Origin of the sequence: Roseibium sp., from assembly GCF_965216085.1 — a bacterium.
Taxonomy (GTDB): domain Bacteria; phylum Pseudomonadota; class Alphaproteobacteria; order Rhizobiales; family Stappiaceae; genus Roseibium.
The window spans coordinates 2682361-2701540 of the sequence record NZ_OZ244138.1 but is presented as its reverse complement, the minus strand read 5'-3'; the positions used below and the strand labels follow the sequence as shown (position 1 = coordinate 2701540).

25 protein-coding genes are annotated in these 19180 nt (G+C 55.3%); 11 read left to right on the top strand and 14 right to left on the bottom strand.

The annotated features are described in order from the left end of the window. Positions 1-564 precede the first annotated feature (564 nt). The 9 genes from ACOOFE_RS12665 (at position 565) to ACOOFE_RS12625 (ending at position 3676) form a co-directional block, all read left to right on the top strand. Complete coding sequence (locus tag ACOOFE_RS12665) at positions 565-1014, top strand: hypothetical protein (RefSeq protein WP_420415245.1); 450 nt, start codon at positions 565-567, stop codon at positions 1012-1014. A 2-nt stretch (positions 1015-1016) separates the two neighbouring features. Next, entirely contained in the window at positions 1017-1157 is a 141-nt protein-coding gene (locus ACOOFE_RS12660) for a hypothetical protein (RefSeq protein WP_420415244.1), read from the top strand. 9 nt (positions 1158-1166) lie between these two features. After that, positions 1167-1385 (top strand): hypothetical protein, encoded by a 219-nt coding sequence (locus tag ACOOFE_RS12655; RefSeq protein WP_420415243.1) that lies wholly within the window; start codon positions 1167-1169, stop codon positions 1383-1385. A gap of 5 nt (positions 1386-1390) precedes the next feature. Then, on the top strand, positions 1391-1651 hold the full coding sequence (locus ACOOFE_RS12650) for a hypothetical protein (protein WP_420415242.1): 261 nt from the start codon (positions 1391-1393) through the stop codon (positions 1649-1651). Then, positions 1651-1920 carry a hypothetical protein gene (locus ACOOFE_RS12645; RefSeq protein ID WP_420415241.1) on the top strand — a complete coding sequence of 90 codons (270 nt, stop codon included), beginning with the start codon at positions 1651-1653 and terminating at the stop codon, positions 1918-1920. Before ACOOFE_RS12650 ends, ACOOFE_RS12645 begins: the two co-directional genes overlap by 1 nt. Before the next feature lie 17 nt (positions 1921-1937). Next, complete coding sequence (locus tag ACOOFE_RS12640) at positions 1938-2198, top strand: hypothetical protein (protein ID WP_420415240.1); 261 nt, start codon at positions 1938-1940, stop codon at positions 2196-2198. A 2-nt stretch (positions 2199-2200) separates the two neighbouring features. Continuing rightward, the gene (locus ACOOFE_RS12635; protein ID WP_420415239.1) at positions 2201-2470 is read left to right on the top strand and encodes a hypothetical protein; all 270 of its coding nucleotides are present in this window, start codon (positions 2201-2203) and stop codon (positions 2468-2470) included. 1 nt (position 2471) lies between these two features. Next, positions 2472-2639, top strand: coding sequence for a hypothetical protein (locus ACOOFE_RS12630; RefSeq protein WP_420415238.1), 168 nt, complete (start codon positions 2472-2474; stop codon positions 2637-2639). 143 nt (positions 2640-2782) lie between these two features. Then, positions 2783-3676 carry a tyrosine-type recombinase/integrase gene (locus ACOOFE_RS12625; RefSeq protein ID WP_420415237.1) on the top strand — a complete coding sequence of 298 codons (894 nt, stop codon included), beginning with the start codon at positions 2783-2785 and terminating at the stop codon, positions 3674-3676. A gap of 235 nt (positions 3677-3911) precedes the next feature. On the opposite strand, the gene ACOOFE_RS12620 is transcribed toward ACOOFE_RS12625, so the two are convergent. From ACOOFE_RS12620 to nagZ, 12 genes are all read right to left on the bottom strand, one after another. Next, positions 3912-4370, bottom strand: coding sequence for a hypothetical protein (locus tag ACOOFE_RS12620; protein ID WP_420415236.1), 459 nt, complete (start codon positions 4368-4370; stop codon positions 3912-3914). A gap of 36 nt (positions 4371-4406) precedes the next feature. Then, the gene (locus ACOOFE_RS12615; RefSeq protein ID WP_420415235.1) at positions 4407-4988 is read right to left on the bottom strand and encodes a hypothetical protein; all 582 of its coding nucleotides are present in this window, start codon (positions 4986-4988) and stop codon (positions 4407-4409) included. 384 nt (positions 4989-5372) lie between these two features. Next, positions 5373-6065 (bottom strand): protein-L-isoaspartate(D-aspartate) O-methyltransferase, encoded by a 693-nt coding sequence (locus tag ACOOFE_RS12610; protein WP_141186694.1) that lies wholly within the window; start codon positions 6063-6065, stop codon positions 5373-5375. 22 nt (positions 6066-6087) lie between these two features. After that, entirely contained in the window at positions 6088-6846 is a 759-nt protein-coding gene (surE, locus tag ACOOFE_RS12605) for a 5'/3'-nucleotidase SurE (protein ID WP_420415234.1), read from the bottom strand. 49 nt (positions 6847-6895) lie between these two features. Then, positions 6896-8176, bottom strand: a complete 1281-nt coding sequence (serS, locus tag ACOOFE_RS12600) for a serine--tRNA ligase (RefSeq protein ID WP_420415233.1) — start codon at positions 8174-8176, stop codon at positions 6896-6898. 67 nt (positions 8177-8243) lie between these two features. Beyond that, the gene (gene tatC / locus ACOOFE_RS12595) at positions 8244-9044 is read right to left on the bottom strand and encodes a twin-arginine translocase subunit TatC (protein ID WP_141186691.1); all 801 of its coding nucleotides are present in this window, start codon (positions 9042-9044) and stop codon (positions 8244-8246) included. Further along, positions 9041-9460, bottom strand: a complete 420-nt coding sequence (gene tatB / locus ACOOFE_RS12590) for a Sec-independent protein translocase protein TatB (protein WP_141186690.1) — start codon at positions 9458-9460, stop codon at positions 9041-9043. The genes tatC and tatB overlap by 4 nt, the downstream gene beginning before the upstream one ends. A 41-nt stretch (positions 9461-9501) precedes the next feature. Further along, complete coding sequence (locus ACOOFE_RS12585) at positions 9502-9726, bottom strand: twin-arginine translocase TatA/TatE family subunit (protein WP_141186689.1); 225 nt, start codon at positions 9724-9726, stop codon at positions 9502-9504. Between the two features lie 144 nt (positions 9727-9870). Further along, on the bottom strand, positions 9871-10986 hold the full coding sequence (locus ACOOFE_RS12580) for an ABC transporter ATP-binding protein (protein WP_420415232.1): 1116 nt from the start codon (positions 10984-10986) through the stop codon (positions 9871-9873). Further along, a complete protein-coding gene (scpB, locus tag ACOOFE_RS12575) occupies positions 10986-11693 on the bottom strand; it encodes an SMC-Scp complex subunit ScpB (RefSeq protein ID WP_420415231.1) in 708 nt (235 codons plus the stop codon). The genes ACOOFE_RS12580 and scpB overlap by 1 nt, the downstream gene beginning before the upstream one ends. After that, positions 11686-12525: a segregation and condensation protein A gene (locus ACOOFE_RS12570; protein WP_209010707.1), complete on the bottom strand. Its 840-nt coding sequence runs from the start codon at positions 12523-12525 to the stop codon at positions 11686-11688. Before ACOOFE_RS12570 ends, scpB begins: the two co-directional genes overlap by 8 nt. An 11-nt stretch (positions 12526-12536) precedes the next feature. After that, positions 12537-13556, bottom strand: a complete 1020-nt coding sequence (gene nagZ, locus ACOOFE_RS12565; protein WP_420415230.1) for a beta-N-acetylhexosaminidase — start codon at positions 13554-13556, stop codon at positions 12537-12539. A gap of 131 nt (positions 13557-13687) precedes the next feature. On the opposite strand from nagZ, the gene ACOOFE_RS12560 reads away from it, so the two are divergent. After that, positions 13688-14701, top strand: a complete 1014-nt coding sequence (locus tag ACOOFE_RS12560; protein ID WP_420415229.1) for an alpha/beta hydrolase — start codon at positions 13688-13690, stop codon at positions 14699-14701. A gap of 4 nt (positions 14702-14705) precedes the next feature. Here ACOOFE_RS12560 and ACOOFE_RS12555 read toward each other — a convergent pair whose 3' ends face one another. Then, on the bottom strand, positions 14706-15608 hold the full coding sequence (locus ACOOFE_RS12555) for a DMT family transporter (RefSeq protein WP_420415228.1): 903 nt from the start codon (positions 15606-15608) through the stop codon (positions 14706-14708). 137 nt (positions 15609-15745) lie between these two features. Here ACOOFE_RS12555 and ACOOFE_RS12550 point away from each other — a divergent pair, with 137 nt between their 5' ends. After that, a complete protein-coding gene (locus tag ACOOFE_RS12550) occupies positions 15746-16663 on the top strand; it encodes a LysR family transcriptional regulator (protein WP_420415227.1) in 918 nt (305 codons plus the stop codon). Positions 16664-16718: 55 nt separating this feature from the next. Here ACOOFE_RS12550 and ACOOFE_RS12545 read toward each other — a convergent pair whose 3' ends face one another. Continuing rightward, complete coding sequence (locus tag ACOOFE_RS12545; RefSeq protein WP_420415226.1) at positions 16719-19145, bottom strand: SPOR domain-containing protein; 2427 nt, start codon at positions 19143-19145, stop codon at positions 16719-16721. Between the last annotated feature and the right edge of the window lie 35 nt (positions 19146-19180).

Below are 19180 nucleotides of genomic sequence, written 5' to 3'. Positions count from 1 at the left end.
ACAAGGTCTGCGATCTAAAGGCCATTGAATGGGATCACCAACCAGCCATCCAAGAGCGTGTTTTTGATCCAGAGGCTGGAGATACCGTCCCCGCGTGCAATGACCCGAATTACATCGTCCCAATGGTCAAGGAAGGCCATGACGAGAAGACAAACAAGCGGGACAAGAGGGAAATAGCCAAGACCAAAAGGCTGGCTACAGAACAAGAGAAATTCGTTTCAAAGCTCCTATCCCGTGAGTGCGGAGAGAAACGAGTTAAGAAGAATTCAATCCCTTCGCGGGGGTTTCCGAAACGTGGAAAAGCAACGCGGTAACCACAACTAACCTGCTGATTTATATGCAATAATAGCAGATTTATGGTAGAATGGAAATCAGTTTTTGAGGGGTTTAATGCATGGCGCATATGGAAGTCTGGAGAGACTGGAAACCGCACAAATGGTTGCCGTTTATCGAGACCAGAACCGTTGCTTGGTGCTTGGACTCTATGCCGGGAATGCCGGTCGATAGCAGCACGGTTTCAACTCAGTTTCGCCTGCGCCGCACTAAACCCGAACAGAGGCAGACATGACCCTAAAACTGTATCTGGACACTGAATTCAACAGCCACGGTGGCGAGCTGATTTCTATCGCCCTAGCCGGGTCTGACGACAGCAAGTTTTATGCGGTCGCTCCCTTGCCAGAGCCAATCAAAATTCACCCGTGGGTGAGTGAGAACGTCATTCCGAAATTGTACCGCGAGCCGGAGCATATCGAACTCCTGCGCAAGCGGCTTCAAGAGTACCTTTTAAGTCGTGAGGGATGCGAGATTTACGCGGACTGGCCTGCGGACTTCCAACACCTCATGGAGCTGATGTGCGGCCCACACTATGCCGACAGCTTCATGATTGATTGCAGCATGATCTTGCTGCGGTCTACTGAGCCGAAATCAGAGATTCCGCACAACGCAATTCATGACGCAGTTGCGCTTCGCGATTGGCACCAGTCAACCGGGCTTCAAAAGCGGAAGAAAGGCTAGGCATGTCTGAACAGACGGAGCGGAACCGGAAGACACTGGAGCATCTGATCGCATGGATTGCTCAATCTTCCACGTCTCCAATCAGCATTTCAGACGCAACCCGGTTGCTTGAGATGCTGAACGGCCCAGAGAAACAGAAATAGAGGGCCACGATGAAAACAGTCACCGCATACCAAGCTGAAGACGGCTCGCTTCACAGCAAAAAAGAAAAAGCTGCAAGGGCATCAATTCTGCACCTGTCAAAAACTACCCCAGCCACCACGCGCAGGCTCCAAATTGACGAACTGGGAGCGGCTTTCATCGTTGAACACCGGAAGAAGGTGATTTCGCTTCTTGAGGCGATTGACGCGCCCGAACCGGAACAAGGTTAGGCCGCATGAACCTCGACCCAAAAGGCATTGAATCCGCCCACGATGCAGTTTGTGAGTTTTACGGATTGGACGAACTCCCCGGACCAGGAGATATCGAGCGCGCCATTCTCGCCTATCTCCAAGCAACTGACAGTGTGGTTGTGCCGAGAGAGGCAACAGAGGCGATTTTAGACGTAATCTCTTCACCGTGCCGGAACATCCCGCCTCAAGGCACCCGAGAAATGACCATTTACCGCGCCATGATCCAAGCAGCAGAGGGCAAGTGATGAATTATCACCGCAAAATGATGAATATCCAACGGCGCGAAGTTGGTGGCTGGGCTAACAAATACATCTATGGCCATCGAGACGCCCGTCACGACGCGGCAGAGATTGCGCTGAATGCAGACGCTGAGATCGACGCGCTTCGCAAAGTGAACAAAGCACTATCGGAAGCTTGTGAAGAGTTTGTTCGGAAGGTGGACGCTGGTGAGGCCAAATCCAAACGCTCATACGCGCAGATGAAAGCCGCCCTGCACCTGAACCAAAATCTTTGACTCGAAAGGCCCAATAGATGGACGGACTCGGCTCTATTTCCCCAAGCGAAATGCAATCCATGCACTCACTCTCAAAACAGCGCCTCCCTATCCAATCAAAGCACGTAGAGCAGCTTATTGCGTCTGTTGATGCGATCCAGAAGGAAGCGCGGGACAAGGCTTTGGAAGAGGCTGCAAGGCTCTGCACTGATCGTGCGTGGCTGTTTGAACAATACGGCCCAGAGTATTCGGCCTTGGTCCATACACACAACGCAATCCGCGCTCTTAAGGAAGCATAGAAATGGAATGGAAGACCATAGACAGCGCGCCGAAGGACGGGACAGAAATAATCGTTGGGTTTGAAAACCAGGGTGACATGTTCGTCCATGTGGCTTGGTGGCGTGACGTTGACGAAATCCTGGAACTTCTCGGTTGGGAGAAGGAGGACACCGGCTGGTGGTCCTACACCCGAAACTCGATGGTTCAAGAGAAGCTGGACGCCGAAAAATCGCCAGCTTTTTGGATGCCACTTCCAAAACCTCCAACCGCTCTGAAGGACAAGGGAGCATGACATGAACACTCATCCCACTTTTAAACAGGTAGACGTTAAGCGTGCAATCAAGGCGGTTGTTGACGCTGGTCAGCCTGTGCAGGAAGTGGAGATAACAAGTGAAGGAACAATTCGCGTCATCATCAATAACGACAACAAGGTTGCAAAAGGGCCGGAGCCTGAACTTTAATGTCAGGTATGCCAAAGCCCCGCTTGCCACACCTACGCAAAGAAAAATCCCGCCACGGTCGGACCAAGTGGTATTTCCGTGCTGGAAACGGCGCAAGAACCAGACTCCCGGATCAATACAGCACAAACCCGAAGTCTGAGTTCATGATGGCATACACTGCCGCAATAAATGGCCGGACGCCCGAAAAACCGCGCACCCGCCACAGCCAAAACACCCTTGGCTGGCTCTTTGACATGTATGAACGGAGCGCGAAATTCGCGGGCCTCTCTGATGGAACGCGCAAGATGTATTCCGGAGAAATCAAGCGGATTGTAAAAAAATCTGGTGGAGTACGCCTTTCCGACATAACCGAAAAAACAATCCGCCTCGCCAGGGAGCGGCGCTCAAACCAGCCCGGCGCGGCCAATATGTTTTTGAAAGTTATGAAATCTGCTTTTAAATGGGGCATTGAAAGCGGACTGATAGACGAGAACCCTGCGCGCCATGTTAGCGCGGTATCGGTCAAGACCGACGGGTTTGCTCCCTGGACGGAAGAAGACCTTGCAGCTTACGAGACGCGCCACCCACTCGGCACGATGGCACGGCTTGCACTTGATATCTATCTGTGCACCAGCTTCCGGCGCTCAGACGGGCATCTGCTTGGTCATCAGCACTTAAAAAACGGGATGATCAGATATCGAACCAAGAAAGAAGGCGTCTTGGTCGAACTCCCTTTATTGCCGCGCCTGAAACAATCTATTGAAGCAACAGAAACCGGCGATATGACTTTTTTAATCACCTCACGCGGCAAACCCTTTTCGAGCCCGGAAAGTCTGAGCGGGTGGTTCCGCAAGCGTTGCGATGAAGCCGGTGTTTCAAAATCCCTCCACGGGATACGCAAATTTAACGCAGAAGTCGTTGCGGAGTCCGGCGCCAGCGAACAGGAGATGATGGCGCTGTTCGGGTGGCTTTCTCCAACCATGCCGACGCGATACGCCAAACGTGCAAACCGGGCCAAGATGGCCAGTCGGTCGATCCGGTTTTTAGATCGAAAATAGAACAAATCCGCCGCACCCTGACAACAGGTGCGGCAAAAAACAGGCATAAGATCAATATTTTCAATATGTTATAATCAGAATGCGAAACGAGTAAGGTTTATAAAGACTAAAGAAGAAGCTTCAAATCAGTGGCTATTTCAGTTTCTCGATCCAGCTATTTTATTGTGTAAGCCGCGCATTCCTGCGGTTTATTTGCATAAAATCAATTGCAGTGGCCTGACAAATCTCCGTAACGTCAGCTGCATTCGCGAGCGATCACGTTGCAATCCGAATCTCTATAGTACGTGCAATTGTTCTGAGTCATGACCGCTGCGCAGCTGCCACCTTCCTCTCCAAAATCCTCAAAACCGCCAGATGGCCCGGCCAAGTTGTTGATGGCAAAGAGGACAAAAACGGCGCACCACGCTGCCGCAAACTTGTAGAACGTCGCGCGGCGCACAGAGGAAGCCTGCCAGAGCAGGTAAAGCGCAATTGGATAAGCCAGAAGCACAAAGGCCGGATGAACAAACCGGACGCCGAGCGGAAAGAAGGCAATCAGCACAAGAACAGTGATGCCGATTTTCCAATTGCGCTCAAAAACGTCTTCTTTCCATAGTCCATAAAGACCGACCGGAAAGAAAATCATCAACCAGGCAATGACCAGCGGTTTGTTCCCGGTCCACCCCTCGCCGGAGGTTTCTTGCGCCTCACTCATTGGCGATCCTTTGCATTGGTGCTGTGAATAGACACCTCAGTGCGGCCTGCAGTGAGACAACGGAATCGGGCTGAGCAGGAAGGTCTTGTCGTCGGGCGCGCGGTTAAAGATCCGATTGCCGGCATCACACTGATTGAAATCGAGATCCGTACCGCCGGTCAGACGCAATTTGTCGTCCTTTCGGCCCTCCAGATAAAACCGGCCGCCATCGCATTCGATGCCGCAGGCAATCCGATTGCCCTCCGGTTCACAATAGGCGTCTGTTTGCCAGCCTTCATTCTCCCCTTTGATCCAGACATCAAGCTTGAGGATAAACCGGGGGGTATCGGGATAAGGCTGATAAGGGCTTTCCATCCCCAGCAATTGCTGGCGCGAAGGAAAGTGACTGATCGCGATGTCGACCGTTTTTTGTTCTGGATGCGCTTTTTGGTGCTGAAGGCTATAGGTGCGGCCGTAACAATTGGGAAAACTCATGAAATAGTCTTCCAGCGGCAATTCATCGGCCGCCGAAGTTACGCTGCTTGAGAGGATCGCCGCACCGGCAAGCGCCATTATTGTGCTGGTCTCTTTAAGGCAAATAAACGTCCAAACACGACCAAGAAACCCGATAAAGCTCATAAAACCCCCTCCGGAAAATTGCTTAATGGGTAGCATGACGTTGGGGTATGGGCAATTCCTGACCAGGCTAAGGCGCAATATGCATCTGCAGCGCGACGTTAGAGCCGGTCGCATCTAATTGGATCCATTTGATACAGAAAAACGGGTCGTTCGGCTAGGCGCGATCGCGAAACGCGATCTGGTTGATCGTGTGAGCGGCGCAACGCCGCCGATGGGCCGTTTTTCTGCACCTTCTATATCAAAAGGCGTAAGAAAAAGGCCGGACACATTTGCTCCCTGGCGTCGTTATTTTGCGCTTATGGTGATCACACCATCAGACGCAAACTGCCTAGCCAGAGATCAAGTGTGTCACGGTCAAATGAAATCAATTGGTTGCAACAGGCTCTAAAGGTGATGCGCAACACCGCGCATGAGGGAAATCATCCGCACCTCACCCAAGGTCTTGGTGGCGCCAACGCTTTCGGTCTTAATCAGCCGCACAAGCGATTGTACGCTGCCCGGTTGCCCAAGCGGGGCTATCAGAATTCCTTCCGGAGCAAGCTGGGCCATCAGCTGATCAGGTATTTCAGTGACGGCTCCATTCAGGATAATCCGGTCAAATGGCGCCTTCTTTTCCAATCCGCTCAAACCATCTTCATGAAGCAAAGTCACATTGTCTTGTTTCATCGCGGCGAGCCGCTGGTCTGCCAGTTTCAAAAGCGTCTGATAGCGTTCCAGACTGTAAACGTGCCGCGCCAGCTGAGCCAAAACGGCAGTCTGGTATCCCGAACCGGTGCCCACCTCCAAAATCAAGTGATCGGGTTTCACATCCAGAGCCTGAAGGGCAAATGCAACATCGGACGGTGCGGACATTGTCTGTCCGCATTCCATAGGAAGTGCTATGTCCTCATAGGCAAGCTTGTGATGGCGCGCGGCTAAGAACAACCGCCGGGGAAGCCTTTCAATCGCGGAAAGAATCTCAACGGGCGCGATTCCGCGTTGGCGCAAACCAAGCACCAACGCCGCGCGCGCTTCCGCCTCGTCCGGTAAATTCGGTTGTTGCGCCCCGCTGTCTCCGCCGGGACCATAACCGGTCATCCGCTGCTCCCCGGTTCAAAACCTAACGCAGGGCTCCGGATAAATGCTCAACCAGATCATGCGCCGTCAAATCTATGCGTAGCGGGGAAACAGAGACATATCCATCGGCAATTGCGTGAAGGTCTGAATTATCAAGAACCGATTTGCCCCGGTCTTGAAACCGCAGCCAGTAATAGGGGTGCCCGCGGCCATCGGTCCGCTCTTCGATATAAAGCCCACTTTGCTCATGATGGCCTTGCACCGTCACTTTTACGCCTTTCACGTCTTCAGCTTTGCAGGCCGGGAAATTGACATTCAAAAGCGAATACGGCGGCAGATCGAAGTTCACCAGTTTTTTGAACAGCTCCGGCGCGTGAACCTCGGAGGTTCTATAGTCGGGTTCCGCTTTGGTATTCCAGCTATAGGCCTGGGAAACAGCTATGGACCGGATCCCCAGAATAGCGCCCTCCATCGCACCGGCAACGGTACCGGAGTAGGTCACATCTTCAGCAAGGTTCTGCCCGCGATTGATGCCGGAAAGCACCAAATCCGGCAAACCAGGCAGGATATTGCGCACACCCATAATGACACAATCGGTCGGGGTCCCTTTGACGGCAAAATGCCGGTCGTCGATCTGACGCAGACGCAAAGGATCGTTCAATGTCAGGGAGTGTGCGACACCGCTTTGATCTGTTTCCGGAGCCACGACCCAGACATCATCGGACAAAGAACGGGCAATCCGTTCCAAAGCGTCAAGGCCTGGCGAATGAATGCCGTCGTCATTGGTAATCAAGATGCGCATGAAAAACCCGTTCAAAGTCTCAAAGGGAAAGAAGGGAGGGCAACCGCCCTCACCCGATTTTTTCTAAACCATTCATATACGGCCGCAACACGTCCGGCACAGTGATGGTGCCATCGCTGTTTTGATAATTTTCCAGAACTGCAATCAAGGCCCGGCCAACCGCAATTCCGGATCCATTCAACGTGTGGACATGCACCGGTTGTTTGGCGTCCGCTGGACGGTAGCGGGCGTTCATACGGCGCGCCTGAAAATCACCACAGACGGAACAAGACGAAATCTCGCGGTATGTGTTCTGCCCTGGCAGCCAGACTTCAATGTCGTAGGTTTTGCGAGCCCCAAAGCCCATATCACCAGTGCAGAGAGTCATGACGCGGTAATGCAGCCCAAGTTTCTGCAGGATCATTTCCGCGCAGCCGAGCATCCGCTCCAATTCGTTGAGCGACTCATCTGGCGTTGTGACCGACACCAACTCACACTTCTGGAACTGGTGCTGGCGGAGCATGCCACGGGTATCGCGGCCAGCCGACCCAGCCTCGGAACGGAAGCAATAGGTCAAAGCAGTGACCCGCAGCGGAAGCTGATCTTCCGCAATGATTTCGCCTGCAACCAGATTGGTCAGTGGCACTTCAGCGGTCGGGATCAGATAATGATCCGTCGTCGTTTTGAAGAGATCTTCCTCAAACTTCGGCAACTGGCCGGTGCCATAAAGCGGATCAGAGTTGACCAGAAGCGGCGGCGACACTTCCGTGTAGCCGTTTTCCCGAGTGTGAAGATCTATCATGAACTGGCCGAGCGCCCGCTCCAATCGTGCAATCTGCCCTTTCAGGACAACAAAGCGCGAACCGGACAAATTGGCGGCCGTTGAAAAGTCCATCCCGGCGAGATCTTCACCAAGCTCATAATGTTCCTTCGGTGCGCCTTCGAGTTGAAGCTCCGGCTTTTCGCCATGGGTGCGATAAAGAACATTGTCGGCTTCATCCGCACCTTGCGGCACATCCTCGTGCGGCAGGTTCGGAATAACCGCCATTGCTGCTTCAAGGCCCGCAATCAGCTTCCGCTCTTCTTCTTCACCGGATTGGATGAACGCTTTGATTTGGGCAACTTCGTCGATCAGCTCTTGAGCGCGTGCATCATCGCCCGAGCCCTTGGCCTTGCCGATTTCCTTGGACGCAGCATTGCGCCGTTCCTGAGCTTCCTGAAGCTTGGTGATGTGGGAGCGCCGGGAATCGTCCAATGCAATCAGCTTGGCAGCTGAAGCTTCATAGCCCCGCTTTGCCAAAGCCTGGTCAAAGGCGTCTGCGTTTTCCCGGATCCATTTGATATCAAACATCTTCGCTTCCCGAACGGCGGTCGTTGTTAAGAACAGTCCGCCGCGGGAAGAAAAGCAGGGCTAAGGCTTAAGCCGCAGCATCCTCAGCTTCACGCTCGGCATCACGTTCCGCGCGCTTTTTCTCCACCATCCGGACGGACAGAATGGAGACTTCGTAGAGAAGCAACGTGGGCAGCGCAAGACCGATCTGCGAGATCGGGTCGGGTGGTGTCAAAATAGCCGCAGCTGCAAACGCTCCAACGATGGCGTATTTGCGTTTTTGTTTGAGGCCATCAGCTGTCACCAGGCCGGCACGGCCGAGCAACGTCAGAACCACCGGCAGCTGGAAAACCAGGCCGAATGCGAAGATCAAGATCATGATCAGACCGAGATATTCGCTGACCTTAGCAAGGTGTTCGATGGCCACCTGGCCGGCCCCGCCAGACTGTTCCATCGACAGGAAAAAGCCCATCGCCATCGGCATGACCAGGAAGTAGACCAGGCAGGCACCGATCAGGAACAGGATCGGGGTTGCGACCAGAAACGGCAGGAACGCACCGCGCTCATGTTTGTAAAGCCCAGGAGCCACAAACATATAGACCTGACTGGCGATCACCGGGAACGCCAGGAAAAGTGCACCAAACAGAGCCAGTTTCAGCTGGGTGAAGAACCATTCCTGAGGCGCTGTGAAGATCATCTTCACAGCATCCGGATCCGGTGCAGCGCGCAAGTAAGGCACGGTCAGAATGTTGTAGATATCAGTCGCGAAATAGAAGCATGCGACGAACATCACAAGAATTGCAGCGATGGACCACATCAACCGCTGGCGCAATTCGATCAAATGTTCGATCAAGGGCGCCTTTGAGGCGTCGATATCTTCCTGGCTCATGCCTTGGCTTCTTCCGTGACGGGCGCGTCTTTCGGTGGAACTTTGGGTTCAGCCGGATTCTCGGCTGAAGCGTCAGCCGTTTTCTCCTCTGCGGGTTTTTCCGCTGGAGATTTGGTGTCGACCTCGACCGATTTTTTTATCTGCGCCGCGTCTTCCTCAATCGATTTTTTCAAATCGCCAAGGGGATTGAAGTTGGCCGCTTCTTCGACCGTCTTTTTCATGTCGGCAATATCAGCCTGCTGCTCTGCTTCTCGCAAAGCCTCATTAAACGTGGATTGGAACTCGCGCGACATCTTGCGCACCTTGCCCATAGTCTGGCCAAGCGTGCGCAGCATGCGCGGCAAGTCCTTCGGCCCCACGACGATGATCGCAACACAGGCGATCACCATAAGTTCCGTCCAACCGATATCGAACATAAAACCCTTCGCCCCTTAGGGAGACGTTACGCAGATGAAGATCAGCTTGCTTTGGTCTGATCTTCTGCCTTGGTGGATTCGACGGTCTCACCGGCCTGATGATCAATTGTCTTCGGGGAATCGGCGACGTCGTCCTCAGCCATTCCCTTTTTGAAGCTTTTGATTCCCTTGGCGACATCGCCCATCAACTCGGAAATCTTGCCTCGTCCGAAGAGCAGAACCACCACGACCGCGATGATCAAAATCTGCCAGATACTAATGCCCATACGCCAAACTCCTGATACATGGCTTCAACAGCTCATTTGAGCCCTTGTACAAAACTGCTTGTCTCGCCGCAACAATACATAGTCGGAATGTTTATGTACTCCTAGACAGAAGGATAATCTGGTAAATTCTTCTAGGATTTGGGGTCACGACCGCGGAAAGACAAGCACATCCTTCGGATCTGTCGTCACAGCGACGTCCATACCGGTGGTCCATTCGCTGCCCGCGCGCACCCGTGCCTGCAACGGACGCTCCAGTCCGTCGACGACAATCGTCAGCAAATCCACTTCCCCGACGAATCGTTTCGACCGGATGCGGCCCTTTACGCCGCACAGACCAGACTTGCTCAAAACAATACCCTGCGGCCGGATGCAGACATCAGCGGCCCCTGCAGGTATGCCGTTTGACGGCAAAATACCGAGGGCCGTTTCAACACCGCTGGACGTCACCTTGCCTTCGATCTGATTGAGTTCGGAAAAGAACCGGGCCGCGAACAGATCTGCTGGCCGATTATAAAGATCAGCAGCTGTTCCATGTTGAACCAGCTCGCCCCGGCGCATCAGAGCAATTTTATCGCCCATGCGCATCGCCTCTTCCGGATCATGGGTGACTATGATGCAGGTCGCCCGGGTTTCCCGGATCACCGCCAAGGTTTCCTCGCGCACACTGTCGCGCAGCCGCTTGTCGAGCCCGGAGAACGGTTCGTCCATCAATAGTATGCCGGGCCGCGGCACCAATGCCCTTGCGAGCGCAACCCGTTGCTGTTCACCACCCGAAAGGGCATGCGGATAATCCCCAGCGTAATCAGCCAAACCTACACGGCCCAAGGCTGTCATCGCGGCCGCTTTGCTTTCCGCTGCGCCGAGTTTTTTCAATCCGAACATGACATTGTCGAGGATCGTCATATGCGGAAACAGCGCATAATCCTGAAACATCAGGCCAACGCCGCGCTTTTCCGGCGGAACGAACGTATCAGGCCCGGCAACCGGCATGCCATTGATGAGGACTGTGCCGCCGCTTTGGCGCTCAACACCGGCAGCGATGCGCATCAACGTTGTCTTGCCGCAGCCTGAATGTCCCAGCAGGCACAGGATTTCCCCAGGCGCGACAGACAGGCTCAGGTTTTTGACCGACGGAACCCCGTCATAATCGTGGGAAACATTTTCATAAACGAGCCCAGCCGCGATGGTGGCGCTGGCCGTTCCCGGTGCACCCCAGCTCAATCCATGGCCGTTGCCGTTAAGGGTGAAATTCTTGGACATCAGGTTTGCGCGGTCTCGTCCGTCTCATCATCAAACAGCGTGCCGTCTTCCAAAGGATCTTCGTCTTCAGCAAGCGCCGTATCATCATTGGGTGTTGGCACCATAAAGGATGCCGGAATGGCGCTGTCGAGCAGCCCTGCCCCTTTTAGCTCCTCAAGGCCCGGCAAGTCTTTGACATTTTCCAATCCGAAGTGAACTAGAAAATGTTCCGTCGTGCCATAGGTGACCGGCCGCCCCGGTGTCCGCCGGCGTCCGCGCATGCGGATCCAGGTGGTTTCCAGCAGAACATCCAGCGTGCCCTTTGAGGTGGAAACGCCGCGGATCTCTTCGATCTCCGCCCGTGTCACCGGCTGGTGATAGGCGATGATCGCAAGTGTCTCAAGTGCCGCGCGCGACAGTTTGCGCTGCTCTTCCACATTGCGGTGCATGAGAAAACTTAAATCTTCGGCTGTCCGGAAACACCATTTACCGGCCACACGAATTACATTGACACCCCGGGGGGCATAAAGCCTCTGCAGCTCTTCCAACAACCCAACCACATCAGTGCCTTCGGGCAGGCGCAAGGTCAGCTCTTCCAGAGACAGCGGCTCGGAGGACGCGAATAACAAGGCTTCGACCATCCGGAGGCCAGACAGGTCATCCACACTTTTGGGAGCTTCGGTGCCTTCTGGGCCATCTTCCAGATCCAGCTGGTCCGGTTCAGACATCTTCTTCCGGCTCCTGTTCTATGGCGCGGATATAGACCGGAGAAAACGGTTCACCCTGACGAATTTCGACTTGTCCCTCACGCACCATTTCCAGGCTGGCGGAGAAACTGCTGGCAACAATCGTCGCCCAATCTTTGTTGTCATAAAGATAATCGCGCAGATAGGCGTTCAAGGGGGCCCATTCGCTCACCCGGCCAACAAGTTTCGTCAGCAATTCACGCGCTTCCTGCAGCGACCAAACTGTCCGCCTTAACACGCGGACAGACGTGACCGATTGGCGCTGACGCTGGGTCGCATAGGCCGACAAAAGATCATAGATCGACGCGTCCCAAATGCTTTTATGTTCAACGGACATGGTTTCTGGCTCACCCCGGAAAAACACATCCCGTCCGGCCCGGCTGCGTGCCAGAAGTTTTTCTGAGACTTCGCGCATGGCTTCCAGACGGCGCAGGCGGAAGGCAAGTGCAGCAGCGAGTTCCTCCCCCGTTGGTTCGTCTTCATCTTTTTGTTCCGGCAGCAGTAGCCGTGATTTCAGATAGGCAAGCCAGGCGGCCATCACCAGATAGTCGGCAGCAAGCTCCAAACGCATGCGGCGCGCTTCCGCGACGAAATCCAGATACTGCTCAACAAGCGCCAGAATAGAAATTTTGGCGAGATCCACCTTCTGGGTCCGGGCCAGTCCAAGCAGGAGATCGAGCGGACCTTCGAACCCGTCTACATCCACAACCAGTTGCGGATCGGAGGTTGCCCGTTCCTCTGCCGAATGCACAGCGCTCAGCAGATCATAGGACTGCTCCTGCACTGGGACCGGTTGTGTTTCCTGTTCCGCCATCAAACTTCCGGTTACACCCCTGCCCAGCCGGTTAAGGACTGGAACTCTTGCCAAGCTGCAACGTTATCAAAGTCCGGATCGATGGGTTTCAAACCAGCCATCGCCTGCTCACACCGTTCCAACGATCGTCCCGCCAGATCCGGTGCAGCATCAGCGACAACCCGCATCTCATCCATCTCACCATTGCAATGCAACACCACGTCACACCCGGCATCCCAGATCTTACGGGACCTGTCCCCAACGGTGCCGCCAAGGGCCTTCATCGAGATATCATCGCTCATCAAACACCCATCAAAGCCGATTTCCTTGCGGATGATTTCTTCAATCACTGTTCGGCTTTGAGTTCCCGGATTATCTGGATCAATGCTCTCATAAAGAAGGTGCGCAGTCATGCCCAAGGACACATCCCGCAGGGCCTTGAAAGGTTGAAAATCCACAGTTTCCAGCGTTTTTTTGTCGTCTAGGACCCGCGGCAGTTCCAAATGACTGTCGACCTTGGCCCGGCCGTGTCCAGGAATATGTTTTATTACCGGCAAAACACCGCCTGCCAACGCGCCATTGACCATGTCCCGGCCGAGCAGCGAAACCGTTTCGGTGTCTTCCGACATTGCGCGGTCGCCGATGGCATCAACAGTTTCCGGGAAACGGACATCCAAACACGGCAAACAATCCACCGTAATTCCGACCGCACTCAAATCAGCAGCGATAAGCTGTGCCCCCAGAAAAGCCGCGCGCCTGCCCGCAGCCGGGTCTTTGCCGTAGAGATCACCAAATAATTTCGGCGCGGGATATTTGCGCCAATGCGGCGGCCGCAAACGTTGAACCCGGCCGCCTTCTTGATCGACCAGAACCGGAGCATCCTGCCGCCCAACGGCCTGACGAAAACTCTCCGTCAGGTCGGAAACCTGCTCGGGGGTTTCAATATTACGGGCAAACAGGATCAATCCCCAGGGATTGGTATCCTTGAAAAACGCCCGTTCGTCATCCGTTAAGACGGATCCGGCGCAACCGGAAATGAATGCCTTGATCATGAACTTGGCTTATCGGCCTGATCTCTCGCCGTCAAGAAAGCGTCCATGCACCCGAGAGCGCACTTGCGCTTACTGGCTGAACTTGCGATCTAAAGTTCCCGCCACTTTTTCCTTATTGGAGCAAAAACCACATGCGCGCGCGTCCCGACATTCCGGCTGGCACTTTACACCGGATTTCTGTGACTTCAGACATCCTAAAACACAACCGGCTTGGAGATCCATCAACGCGCGATGTGGTGGTCTATACGCCTTATGGCCATTCTGGTGACCGGCTCCCGCTTCTTGTCGATCTCGTAGGCTTCACTTCCGGCGGGCCAGCGCATGTCAGCTGGAAGAATTTTGGCGAAAATGTCCCGGAGCGCCTCGACCGGCTTATCCATGACGGCGAGCTGCCGCCGGTCGTGGTCGCCTTCCCAGATTGTTTCACCCGCCTGGGCGGCAATCAGTATATCGACAGCGCCGCAATGGGGCCCTGGGCAACCTGGCTGACTACAGGCATGTTACAGGCTGTTGAAAGCAAATTCGGCTGCGGCGGCTCCGGCAAACGCGGTCTCTTCGGCAAATCCTCCGGCGGCTATGGCTCGCTCGTTCATGCCATGAAACATGCCGATGTCTGGTCGGCCGCAGCTTGCCATTCAGGGGATATGGCGTTCGAACTTTGCTACTTGCCTGAAATGCCGAGCGCGCTGCGCGCGATCCAGAAAACCGGCTCTATCGAAGCGTTTGTTCGGGGATTTGAAGCCGGCCCAAAGTATCCTGGCAGCGCCCTTCATGACTTGATGACCTTTGCCATGGCAGCAACTTATGATCCCGATCCGGCGCCGGAAATCTACTGCGGCATTCGTTTGCCGGTTGACCCGGAAACCTGCGAACTCATCGAAGAACGCTGGCAGGCTTGGCTATCCTGGGATCCGGTTCACATGGTCGACACTCACACAGACGCATTGAAATCCATGAAGGCGCTCTGGATCGATTGCGGCGATATCGATCAGTACAACTTGCTTTATGGTGCGCGGCGGTTCACCAAAAAACTCACGGACGCCGGAGTTGAGCATGTTTATCAGGAGTTCAACGACACGCATTCTTCGATCGACTATCGTCTCGATGAAAGCCTGCCGTTCCTGGCAAATGCGTTGATGAAGTAGAGTTTTAGGACGGCCGGCGCAGTGTCAGAACTGCGCCGCCAGCCAGAATGAGAACCGCTCCCAAGACCGCCCCCTGGCCAGGCACTTCGCCCCACACCGCATAACCAAAGATCGCCGACAGGATCACAGTGGCATAAAACGCCGGAGCCAGTGTCGCGGCACCAGCCCGCCGGTAGGCTGCGATATTCAAGGATTGCCCGAAAATTGCCAGCGGCCCGAGCCAAGCGAAGGCGAGCAGATCGGAAACGCCAACCCCTTCGGCAGCGATCAGCCACACAACGGGTCCGGCCAACAGACAGGCGGCAAAAACATTGACGTAGGCCAGGATCGTGACCGTATCTTCCCGTTGGGCGATATACCGCATGATCAGGCTTTCAGTTGCCATGAACAATGCACTGGCGAGTGCGGCAACGACACCTGTAGTGGCGACTTCAGTTGGAACTGCCCCGCTTTTAGCCGATTGAACAACAAGATAAGCCCCAACCATACTCAGGATCCCGGCCACCCAATGCCGTCCAGTGACGAGTTCTTTCAAAATCAGACCGGCCAAGGCAATCGCGAAAATGCCTTTGGTCAAACCGATCGCCGTCGCATCAGCGAGCGGCATAACCGATGCCGCAAAAACCGCCGTTGCCAAACTACCGACGCCGCAAACAGCCCGCATCAAATGCAGTTTCCAAAGCGGGCTTAATTGCCGGTGAAGCGGGACTTTGCGCACTCCGGCAACACAGAGAATGGTTGCGGCGCCGCCGGCAAACCGCAACCAGACGAGCGCTGCGATCGGTACCAAGCCGCCAGCCAGTTTTCCGGCCGCAAATATCGGTGTGAAAGCCGCCATACCTGCAACAGCCAATAGGAGGGCAACAGGGATGTTTTCGCGTTGAGAAACTGCTGCTGGAAGGGACATGAATTCGGTTCCAAGAAACTGACGACATTACTTCCCTACCACCAAGGATCGCTTTTCATCAGCTGCCAAATGCCCATATAGGCTATTCATATCCGCATATCATTGCGGAAAGCTGCGCATATACGTATAATAAATCCATGAATTGGGATGACCTTAAACTCGTTGATGCGGCTGCCCGGGCGCGCTCGTTATCCGGCGCAGCCAAGTCTTTGGATATCAGCCAGCCGCAACTCAGCCGGCGATTAAAAGCATTTGAGGATCGGATTGGCGCGCGCTTGTTCGACCGGATGCCGTCAGGGCTCAAACCGACTGAAGCGGGCCTGCGGTTGATCCCACTAGCTGCAGAAATGCGCCAGAAAGCCGAAGCTGCAGCACGGGTGATGCCGGATCTTGCCGGAACTTCCCTAAGAGTGGTCCGAATTGCAGTGGACGAGGTACGGGCTAAAGTCCTGACTGACATGTTCCATGTACTGGATACCCGGCTTCAGGACATCGAACTGGAGCTAATTTCCAGCCACAACCATGCGGACCATCAAAGCCGCAGCATTGAATTGCAAATCCGCAATTGCCTGCCGGAAACGGATACGCTGATTGCCCGGAAACTGGGTGACCTTGCCTATGGTGTCTATGGCAGCCGGTCTTATGTTGCCGCGCATCCAGACGCATTGACGGACTCCCGGTATCACAAATGTGCTTGGCTCGGCTTCACGCCAGACGACCTTTGGTATCCGTCGCAAAACCAATGGCTGCGAGACAGGTTATCGGTCCCGCCTCGCCTCCGCAGCAATACGATGACAACCCTCATGAACATGATTGCGAGCGGAGCCGGACTCGGACTGCTGCCGGTCTTTATCGGCGACCAGCATCCGGATCTGATCCGCGTCATGGGCCCACTCGAAGAATTGACAAATCCGGAACATATCATCGTTCACCGGGATGTCCGCCGTGAGCCAGCTGTCCGCCAGGCCATTGATGCGATTGCTGACGTCTACCGGCAAATGGCTCCACGCCTCACAGGCCTTTCTGGAAAACCTGTTGTGGACGCGGCCGAATAAAAAAGACCGGTAGAACCGGCCTTTCTTCATATCAATTCATTGAGACCATAATCGCTTACGGCATACGGCGGACGAAACAATCGCCGCCCGCACCTTGCAGCTGCTCGCAAAGCCGAACCGCCTCTTCACGGGATCCTGTCGGAATACGTGCCCGGTAGAATGTCCCCCGGTCGCCGAGGTCGGCCGGAACGATCACAGCGTTCCGGTTACCCAGGATTGACGGGAACCGCCGCTGCAAACCGGAATAGGCATCCCGGGCTGCTGAAGCCGACCGCTGAGATGTGACTTGCACAATATTGGTGCCGGATGGGATCGAGCCGGTGGCGGTCCCGCCTGTCGCAGGTGTTGTCGCCACGGGAGTCGGGGCCGGCTGAGACAGATTGAGCGGGCCGTTGTTGTTGGCTGCAGCTGGAACAGGATTGACCACTGCAGCAGGCGCTTGCGCGACACGCACTGGCGCAGCCGGTTTTTTCCGCGGCAACACACTCGGAATGACGGCCGGTGGTGCAGCCGGTTCTGGCTCTGTCGCCACAGGTTCTGTTACTGCCACAATCGCCGGTGTTTCAGGCGCCGGTGTCGCTGGAGCAGGTGCTGCTGGTGTAGCAATTGCCGGAGTGGCAGGCTGCGGCGCAACCGCAGGCTCAGTTGGTGCCGGTTCCGGGCTGGCGATGATTGGCTGGGTCGTAACAGCCCGTGGTTCGCTCGGTGCTGCGGGCGTCGGCTGTGCCGGTGTGGGCGCAGGAGCTGCATCTTCTCCGGAGACAATTGTTCCGTCAGGCCGGACCACAACTGTCCGAACACGTTTGGTCGCGCCCGGCACCAGATCCGCGCCCGATTGCACTCCAGCTGGTGCAGGCGGTAAAGAAGCCGGTTCCGGCGTTTCTTGCGGAGCGAGCTGCGCCGGTGCATTTTCAGACGTGCCATCTACCCGGTCGTAGATGAGTTTCGCCGACTGATTGTTGCCGGTGCTCGGATCTTGTGCTTCCGGGAAAATTTTCAAAGGTTCTTGAAGCCCGCTGATGACGGGCGGAGGCCCGTCCGGCACGGTTATGCCGCCACTGTCCATGAAGAAGAACCCGGCGGCGCCAATTGCAGCGACAGCTAGAACACCGCCGGCAACAAAGAGGCCGCGCCGGGACCGTTCTTCGGCATGCGGGACGGCAGCCTGCTCTGCGGCCGAATGCGGCGGTAGAACCCCACTGCCCTTCAGCGTTGGGTCACTTTCCTGCATGGCGCGGGCTACCGCATCGAGATCATATCCTTCTGGCGGTGGAGGCGTATCTTCGTCACGCACGTCCGGAACGGCGTCGGCGGCCGCTGGCCAAGCCATATCATCTATATCATCTGCAGCCGGCGCGCTGGTTGTGTCCGGACGACTGACCGGGACTTGCTGACTTGGTTCAGATCCCAGAGGCTCCTGCAAATAATCGGATGCCGTCTGGTGCCGTTGTTCCCTTTCCGGGAAATCCAGATCCGCAAGCAAGGTATCGATGCCGGCAATTGCAGGTTTCGCGTCTTTGTCAGCGGGCGCGGCCTCTGTCGCAGACGCAGCTGCTGGAGGCGTTGTTAAGGCCGCAAAGAGATCATCTTCATTGATGGCCGGACGGCTTTGCGCTGGGGCCGCCTCAGGCTCGCTGGGAGCAAGATCCGGAGCTGGATCAAAATCCGAGGTGACTTGAGGCTCCGGGTCGACAGGCCTCGGGCGACCAAAGTCAGCATACTGATCGCCACTGTCCGTATTCGTCTGCGGCTGCTCGAAACGTGCATCGTTGTTCGCACTGATGGATTGGTTGTAACCGGCCACCGGTGTTTGAAGCCCGCTGATATGAAACTGTCCAACTGGTTGGGTCACCGGCGCTGCTGGCGCGATATCAGTATCGGCAGGTTGATCATCTGTGTGGCGCAGTGCGCCTTTCAGTTCGTCTTCCAACTCAGCGGTAAGATTCTGTTCCAGGTCGATTGCAACCGAAGGTGCCAAATTGGTCACGCCTGCGTTTTCGGCTTCATGCGCAAATGCATGTGGCTCGTTTACAGGCGTTGGCTGCCCGCCGAATGCATTAAAAGCTGGCCTGGCCACCGCTTGAGCCGCAGTTTTTTCAATCGTGTCCAGCCTTGGAACATCGGGCCATGACGGACTGCCTGCTGATACCTGTTGGCCGCCGAACTCCGGATCCGGTCGCTGGGCAGGAACCGCTTGCGGCTCTACTGCGCTGAGAGCTTCTCTTGGGCTGCCAAAGTCCGGTTCGGTGCGCTGGTGCGCATCGCTGACTTCTGACTGTGGATCGCTGGCAAAATCATCCAGGCCTGCAAAATAGTCTGTGTTCCCAACCCGGCCGCTGCTCACCGGCGCCCCCACTTGCTTGTTGTTGTGGACGATGCGCGCCAATTCGATCAGCGGATCTTCACCAGACGGCCGTTCGTTTCCGGGTTGTCCGGAAACGTTTATCGGGTCTGGCCGCTTTTTGTCGTCGTCTTCTGACATGAGCGCTCTAAGAATCGGTTTTGTTACGCAACGTA

Bases quoted from the DNA above. Each gene is read 5' to 3' on its own strand.
- ACOOFE_RS12665 (WP_420415245.1), top strand. From the start codon at position 565: ATGACCCTAAAACTGTATCTGGACACTGAATTCAACAGCCACGGTGGC.
- ACOOFE_RS12660 (WP_420415244.1), top strand. From the start codon at position 1,017: ATGTCTGAACAGACGGAGCGGAACCGGAAGACACTGGAGCATCTGATC.
- ACOOFE_RS12655 (WP_420415243.1), top strand. From the start codon at position 1,167: ATGAAAACAGTCACCGCATACCAAGCTGAAGACGGCTCGCTTCACAGC.
- ACOOFE_RS12650 (WP_420415242.1), top strand. From the start codon at position 1,391: ATGAACCTCGACCCAAAAGGCATTGAATCCGCCCACGATGCAGTTTGT.
- ACOOFE_RS12645 (WP_420415241.1), top strand. From the start codon at position 1,651: ATGAATTATCACCGCAAAATGATGAATATCCAACGGCGCGAAGTTGGT.
- ACOOFE_RS12640 (WP_420415240.1), top strand. From the start codon at position 1,938: ATGGACGGACTCGGCTCTATTTCCCCAAGCGAAATGCAATCCATGCAC.
- ACOOFE_RS12635 (WP_420415239.1), top strand. From the start codon at position 2,201: ATGGAATGGAAGACCATAGACAGCGCGCCGAAGGACGGGACAGAAATA.
- ACOOFE_RS12630 (WP_420415238.1), top strand. From the start codon at position 2,472: ATGAACACTCATCCCACTTTTAAACAGGTAGACGTTAAGCGTGCAATC.
- ACOOFE_RS12625 (WP_420415237.1), top strand. From the start codon at position 2,783: ATGATGGCATACACTGCCGCAATAAATGGCCGGACGCCCGAAAAACCG.
- ACOOFE_RS12620 (WP_420415236.1), bottom strand. From the start codon at position 4,370: ATGAGTGAGGCGCAAGAAACCTCCGGCGAGGGGTGGACCGGGAACAAA.
- ACOOFE_RS12615 (WP_420415235.1), bottom strand. From the start codon at position 4,988: ATGAGCTTTATCGGGTTTCTTGGTCGTGTTTGGACGTTTATTTGCCTT.
- ACOOFE_RS12610 (WP_141186694.1), bottom strand. From the start codon at position 6,065: ATGACCGGTTATGGTCCCGGCGGAGACAGCGGGGCGCAACAACCGAAT.
- surE (WP_420415234.1), bottom strand. From the start codon at position 6,846: ATGCGCATCTTGATTACCAATGACGACGGCATTCATTCGCCAGGCCTT.
- serS (WP_420415233.1), bottom strand. From the start codon at position 8,176: ATGTTTGATATCAAATGGATCCGGGAAAACGCAGACGCCTTTGACCAG.
- tatC (WP_141186691.1), bottom strand. From the start codon at position 9,044: ATGAGCCAGGAAGATATCGACGCCTCAAAGGCGCCCTTGATCGAACAT.
- tatB (WP_141186690.1), bottom strand. From the start codon at position 9,460: ATGTTCGATATCGGTTGGACGGAACTTATGGTGATCGCCTGTGTTGCG.
- ACOOFE_RS12585 (WP_141186689.1), bottom strand. From the start codon at position 9,726: ATGGGCATTAGTATCTGGCAGATTTTGATCATCGCGGTCGTGGTGGTT.
- ACOOFE_RS12580 (WP_420415232.1), bottom strand. From the start codon at position 10,986: ATGTCCAAGAATTTCACCCTTAACGGCAACGGCCATGGATTGAGCTGG.
- scpB (WP_420415231.1), bottom strand. From the start codon at position 11,693: ATGTCTGAACCGGACCAGCTGGATCTGGAAGATGGCCCAGAAGGCACC.
- ACOOFE_RS12570 (WP_209010707.1), bottom strand. From the start codon at position 12,525: ATGGCGGAACAGGAAACACAACCGGTCCCAGTGCAGGAGCAGTCCTAT.
- nagZ (WP_420415230.1), bottom strand. From the start codon at position 13,556: ATGATCAAGGCATTCATTTCCGGTTGCGCCGGATCCGTCTTAACGGAT.
- ACOOFE_RS12560 (WP_420415229.1), top strand. From the start codon at position 13,688: ATGCGCGCGCGTCCCGACATTCCGGCTGGCACTTTACACCGGATTTCT.
- ACOOFE_RS12555 (WP_420415228.1), bottom strand. From the start codon at position 15,608: ATGTCCCTTCCAGCAGCAGTTTCTCAACGCGAAAACATCCCTGTTGCC.
- ACOOFE_RS12550 (WP_420415227.1), top strand. From the start codon at position 15,746: ATGAATTGGGATGACCTTAAACTCGTTGATGCGGCTGCCCGGGCGCGC.
- ACOOFE_RS12545 (WP_420415226.1), bottom strand. From the start codon at position 19,145: ATGTCAGAAGACGACGACAAAAAGCGGCCAGACCCGATAAACGTTTCC.